Genomic DNA, 5681 nt, shown 5'->3' with positions numbered 1-5681 from the left:
CGGGGGCGTGCCCTGGACGGCCCCGGGGGTCCGCGCGGCGCGCCGTGCGCGCGGCCGTCCGTGCCGGTGCGGTGCTGCGCACCGGCGTGTCGGCCACCGGCTGGGCGGGACCGCTGGCGCTGGAGACCACCGCGCCGACCGGGCTGGAGACGGTCGAGGCACGGGCGGTGGTGCTGGCGACCGGTGCCCGCGAACGGGCCCGTCCGGCCCGGCTGCTCCCCGGCACCCGGCCGCGGGGCGTGCTGACCACCGGGGAACTGCTCCGGACCGTGGACCTCTTCGGCCCGGACCCCGGCCGGATCGGCCTCGGCGGCGGCGTCGTCGGCGCCGGCCGGACGGCCGGGCACGCCGTCGGGCTGCTGCGCCGCGCGGGCGTCGCGGTCGCGGCGCTGGTCCACGAGGGCCCGCGCGCGGCGGTCGGCGGCGCGGGCGTCCCGGTGCTGGCGGAGACGGTGGTGACCGAGCTGACCGGCCGGGGGCGGCTCGCCGGGGTGACCGTGCGGTACCGGGACGGGCGGGCGGGGACGCTCGGGTGCGACACGCTCGTCCTCACCGGCGACTGGATACCGGAACACGCCCTGGCCCGCGCGGGCGGCCTGCCCCTCGATCCCGGCACCCGGGGCCCCCTGGTGGACGACGCGCTGCGGACCGGCGTCCCGGGGGTGTTCGCGGCCGGCGGCCTGCTGTGCGGCGGTGTCGCCGCCGTCCGGGCCGCCGCCGAGGGGCGGCGGGCCGCCGGGGCCGTCCTCGCGCACCTCGACGGCAGGGACCCGCCGCCGGCGGCGGGCGGGGACGCACCGGCCCGCTGATCCTGCGGGCGCCGCCGGACTCGGTCAGACTGGCGGCATGACGGCCCGGCGCAGTGCGGGACTGCTCGTCTTCCGGCGCGGGGACGACGGCGGCGTCGAGGTGCTCATCGGCCACATGGGCGGGCCGTTCTGGGCGCGCCGCGAGCAGGCCGCGTGGTCGGTGCCCAAGGGCGAGTACCGGCCCGGGGAGGCGCCCGAGGACGCGGCCCGGCGCGAGTTCCTGGAGGAGCTGGGGGTGCCGGTGCCCGGGGGCGCGTGGCTCGACCTCGGGGAGGTGCGGCAGGCCGGCGGCAAGACCGTCACCGTCTGGGCGGTGGAGGGCGACCTCGACCCGGCAGCGGTCGTGCCCGGCACGTTCACGATGGAGTGGCCGCCCCGCTCGGGGGTCCTGGCGGAGTTCCCCGAGCTGGACCGGGTGGGCTGGTTCGCCGTGGACGCGGCCGCCCCGCTGCTCGTCGCGGGGCAGCGGGTCTTCCTGGAACGCCTTGTCACGCGGGTGCGCGGGCGGGCCTGAGGGCCATTGTCAGACCCGTGCGAGAGGGTGGGGTGCGTCAAGCCGTCGAGAGGGAGCCCGACATGACCACCATCACCGCCACCGAGCGCGCCGCGGCCCAGGCGTACCTGCGCCTCCTCGAATCCACCCAGGCCGTGCTGACGGATCCGCGCCTCGCCCCGTACGCGGGGGTGATGCTGACGAACCCCATGGCGGAGGCCGACGAGGCGCTGCGCGCGGCGGGCCTCGCGGGCAACGAGGACCGGCTGCTGCGGCTCGTCTCCTCCCTGCGCGCCTCCCCCGCGTCCCCTCCCGGCGCGCCGGCCCCCACGATGGACTGGGGCCGGCGCGCCTGAGCCGCCGGGCGGGTCACCGCGCCGCGCGGCCCGGCCGGACGGGCAGGGCGCGCACGCTGTTGCCGACGAAGCCGGCGTGGCGGGTCAGCCCGGCCTCGGGGACGGCCAGGTCGAGCTCGGGGAAGCGGGTGAAGAGGGCTTCGAGGGCGACGGCCGCCTCCATGCGGGCGAGCGGGGCGCCCAGGCAGTAGTGGGGTCCGTGGCCGAGCGACAGGTGCTTGGCCCGGTCCGTCCGGGTGAGGTCGAAGCGGTCGGCGTCGGGGCCGTGCGCGTCCGTGTCGCGGCCCGCCGCCGAGTAGCCGGCGAGGACGGGGGTGCCCCGGGGGATCAGGGTGCCGTCGACCGTCAGGTCGCGGGTGGGGTAGCGGAACGGGAAGTAGCTGACCGGGCTGTCCCAGCGCAGGGTCTCCTCGACGGCGTCGGCCCAGGTCGCCGCGCCGGCCAGGACGAGGTCGAGCTGCTCGCGGTGGCCGCACAGGGCCCGGACGGCGTTGGTGACGAGGTTGAGGGTGGTCTCGTGACCCGCGATGATCATGAGCAGCAGGGTGCCGATCAGCTCGGGCTGGGCGAGCCGGTCGCCGCCCTCGTCGCGGGCGGCGATCAGGGCGCTGGTCAGGTCGTCTCCGGGTGCCTCCGCCTTGGCGGCGGCGATGGCGCCGAGCAGGGCGACGAGCTCGCGGTTGGCGGCGACCGCCCGCGCGGGCTCGGTGTCGGTCGCCACGACGAGGCTCGACAGATGGTGCAGCCGGTCCTGGTGGGCGGGGTCGACTCCGAGGAGCTCGCAGATCACGCCGAGCGGCAGCGGGAGGGCGTAGTGGCGGCGCAGGTCGGCCACGCCGTCGCCGCTCGCGGCGGCCTCGGCGAGTCCGTCGAGCAGCCCCTTCGTCACCGTCTCGACGCGCGGGCGCAGCGCCTCGACGCGGCGGGCGGTGAAGGCGCTGCTGACGAGGGTCCGCAGCCGGCGGTGGTCGGCGCCGTCGGCGGTGGTCATGCCGGGCACGGTGGCGAAGGTGCGCAGCGGCCACCCCTCGGGTATGCGGCCCTCGGCGAGCGCGGCGAAGTGCTGGGGCCCCTTCGCGACGTCGGGGTCGGCGAGGAAGTCCCGGAGGGCGTCGTGGCCGAGGACGACCATGCCCTCGATGTCGCCGGGCAGCGTCACCGGGGCGACGGCCCCGTGGGCGCGCAGGCGCGCGTTGACGGCGTGCGGGCAGCCGCCCGCCGGGTCGAGCCGGTACGGCTCCGGGGCCGCGGCGCGGTCCTCGGCAGCTCCGGGGCGTGCGTCCATGTCCACTCCTGACGACGGGTGAGGCCGCCGGACGGACGCCGGAGGGCCGCCCGCATCCTAGGGTCAACGCACAGCCGCTGGTGAGGAGTTGCCGTCGAGCCGACGGCCAGGACGGGCGGTCGGGGCGGGAGGGCTCACCCGCACGGCGGTGCGGGGCCGCTCCACGACCACCCGCCCGGCGGCACGACGCGCCGCCCGGCGTCGCGTTCTGTAGGCCGGGTGGCGCACTCCGCCCTGCACTCTCCGCACCCCCTTCCTACGGTGGCTGAATGATCGTCACGTCAGCCCTTCGCCATGCCGCCGCGGGCTCCGCCGCGATGCTGCTCGTGCTCTCCGCCCCCGTGGCCGCCGCCGCCCCGCCCCCCGTCCGGGCGGCCGCCCCCGCCCTCGGCCCGGGCTCCGTCACCGAACCGACCCCTCCCGCGCGGCGGTTCGTGGACCCGGCGCGGCTCGACCGGACCGGGACGCAGGTGGAGCCGCTGGCCGGCGCGCCGGCCGTGCCCTCGCTCTCGGCCCTCTCCTGGGTGGTGGCCGACGCCGGGACGGGCGAGGTGCTCGCCGCCCGCGCCGCGCACCGCAAGCTGCCGCCGGCCAGCACGCTCAAGACCCTCTTCGCGCTGACGGCGCTCCCGCACCACGAGGCGTCCGAGCAACACACGGTGGCCGACGAGGAGCTGACGGGGATCGGCGAGGGCAGCAGCCTGGTCGGGGTGAAGGAGGGGTACACGTACCGCGTCTCCGACCTGTGGAACGGCGTCTTCCTCAGCTCGGGCAACGACGCGGTGCACGTCCTCGCGGCGATGAGCGGCGGCTGGGAGTCGATGGCCCGCCAGATGCAGGAGAAGGCCCGGTCGCTGGGGGCCCGGGACACCCACGTCGTCTCCCCGGACGGCTACGACGCGCCGGGCCAGGTGTCGTCCGCGTACGACCTGGCGGTCTTCGGCCGGGCGGGGGTCCAGGACCCGGAGTTCACCCGCTACTGCTCGACCGCCTACGCGGACTTCCCGGCGGGCTCGTGGTCGTACGGCATCGCCAACACCAACCGGCTGCTCACCGGCGCGGACGGCGTGGGCCGCTACCCGGGCCTCATCGGCGTCAAGAACGGCTACACCAGCAACGCCGGCAACACCCTGGTCTCCGCCGCCCGGCGGGGCGACCGCACGCTGGTCGTGTCGGTGATGAACCCGCAGTCGGGCGGCGGACTCGCCGTGTACGAGGAGGCCCGCTCGCTGCTGGACTGGGGCTTCGAGGCGGCGGGCAAGGTCCGGCCGGTCGGCTCGCTGCTGCCCCCGAAGTCCCCGGACTCCCCCTCCGGCGAGCGGTCCGAGGCCCGCGCCGTGGCCGTGCGCGGCGGGGCCGGCGCCCCGGCGGCCGCCCTGGGCGCCTCGGCGGACCGGCCCGGCACCGCCGCCGAAGCCGCCGACCGGGGCCCGTCCGTGGCGCTCCCGCTCTCCCTCGTGGGCTCCGCCTTCGCCGCCGCCCTCGCCCTGTGGGCCTGGCGCCGCCGCGCCACGCACGGCTGACCCGCACCGGAGACGGCCCCCGGCGGACGCTCAGTCCACGCCGGGGGCCGTCGCCGTGCGGGCGCGGCGGTGCGCGGCGACCCGCTCGCGGGTGGCGCAGCGCCGCGAGCAGTAGCGGCGCTCCGGCCCGCTGCCGTGGGCGACGAAGACGTTCCCGCAGGAGGCGGAGGCGCAGGTGCGGCCCGGCGGGGCCTGCCGCTCCCAGAGCAGGACGGTGAGCGCCAGGCAGCCGGAGGCGAGGAACCACGCCGCCCAGGGCGCGTCGTCGTCGGCGTCCGCGTGCGGGTGCCAGGGGGCGGTGCCGCCGTGCGCGGTCAGCCGGAGGGGGCCGGTGTGGGCGGCGAGCAGGATGTTGAGGAGGGCTGCGGCCTCGTCGGCGGAGGCGGCGGCGCACACCTCCCGCAGGGGCGCGGCCGCGCCCCGCATCGCCGTGACGTCCTCGGGGGTCACGGCCACCGGGGCGGGTTCGCCGTGGGCGAGGAGCACGGCGGCGATCTCCTCCGGACCGGCCGCCGGGTCGGCCAGCGCGTTGACGAGCGCGGCGGTGCGCAGGGCCATGGCGACGGTGGAGTGCCGGGTGGACCGGTCGGGTAGCACGGGCATCGGCCGAATGTAACGCATATTGCGAGGTTTTGAGTTACTTCCGTAGCCTCCGGCGTCATGCGCGGACTTCTGGCGAAACCCCTCCGGCCGTCCCCCGCCGGACATCTGGCGGGCGCGCTCGCGGCCCGGACCGGCGACGAGACGGCCGGTCCGGCCCTGGCGCTCGCCGGCTTCGCGGCCGTCGGTTCGACGTCCGGTGCCGCCGCGCTCCTCGCGTGCGTCACGGTCGCGGCGGCGGTGGGCGGGCCGGTCCTGGGCGCGCTCCTCGACCGGGCCCGGCGGCCGGGACGCCTGCTGGCCGGTGCCCTCGCCCTCTACGCGACCGGGCTCGGCGCCGTACTCCTCGGTCTCGGCCGGCTGCCGTTCGGCGTGACGGCGCTGTTCGCCGTCGTCACGGGGCTGATGGGGCCGGTGCTCTCGGGCGGCTGGACCGCGCAGCTGCCGGCGCTCGCGGCCGCCGGCCGGATGCCGCGCCTCCACGGCCTCGACGCGCTCACCTTCTCCGTGGCCGCCCTGGCGGGCGCGGCGCTCGCGGGCGCCGGCGCGGTGGTCCTCGGCGCACCGGCGGCGGCCGTCCTCGGGGCGGCTCTGGTCGCGGCGGCGGTGCCCGTC

6 protein-coding genes and 1 pseudogene are annotated in these 5681 nt (G+C 78.2%); 5 read left to right on the top strand and 2 right to left on the bottom strand.

What is annotated here, in order from left to right:
- From IE321_RS40420 to IE321_RS40410, 3 genes are all read left to right on the top strand, one after another.
- Positions 1–809, top strand: an 809-nt coding sequence (locus IE321_RS40420) for an FAD-dependent oxidoreductase (RefSeq protein ID WP_190226621.1), incomplete at its 5' end; no start/stop codon positions are given.
- Between the two features lie 37 nt (positions 810–846).
- Complete coding sequence (locus tag IE321_RS40415) at positions 847–1323, top strand: NUDIX hydrolase (protein WP_190226620.1); 477 nt, start codon at positions 847–849, stop codon at positions 1321–1323.
- Positions 1324–1385: 62 nt separating this feature from the next.
- Positions 1386–1658: a hypothetical protein gene (locus IE321_RS40410; RefSeq protein WP_051842892.1), complete on the top strand. Its 273-nt coding sequence runs from the start codon at positions 1386–1388 to the stop codon at positions 1656–1658.
- A 13-nt stretch (positions 1659–1671) separates the two neighbouring features.
- On the opposite strand, the gene IE321_RS40405 is transcribed toward IE321_RS40410, so the two are convergent.
- Entirely contained in the window at positions 1672–2943 is a 1272-nt protein-coding gene (locus IE321_RS40405) for a cytochrome P450 family protein (protein ID WP_043231672.1), read from the bottom strand.
- Positions 2944–3212: 269 nt separating this feature from the next.
- Between IE321_RS40405 and IE321_RS40400 the strand changes: the two genes are divergently transcribed.
- On the top strand, positions 3213–4466 hold the full coding sequence (locus tag IE321_RS40400) for a D-alanyl-D-alanine carboxypeptidase family protein (protein ID WP_190226619.1): 1254 nt from the start codon (positions 3213–3215) through the stop codon (positions 4464–4466).
- A gap of 30 nt (positions 4467–4496) precedes the next feature.
- Here IE321_RS40400 and IE321_RS40395 read toward each other — a convergent pair whose 3' ends face one another.
- Complete coding sequence (locus tag IE321_RS40395; RefSeq protein WP_226653028.1) at positions 4497–5069, bottom strand: CGNR zinc finger domain-containing protein; 573 nt, start codon at positions 5067–5069, stop codon at positions 4497–4499.
- 57 nt (positions 5070–5126) lie between these two features.
- Between IE321_RS40395 and IE321_RS40390 the strand changes: the two are divergent.
- A pseudogene (locus IE321_RS40390) lies at positions 5127–5681 on the top strand (MFS transporter); the annotation flags it as partial.

It is taken from the genome of Streptomyces hydrogenans, from assembly GCF_014656075.1.
Classification (GTDB): domain Bacteria; phylum Actinomycetota; class Actinomycetes; order Streptomycetales; family Streptomycetaceae; genus Streptomyces; species Streptomyces hydrogenans.
Note: the sequence above shows the minus strand (reverse complement) of the source record. Positions and strands in the feature narration are given on the sequence as shown.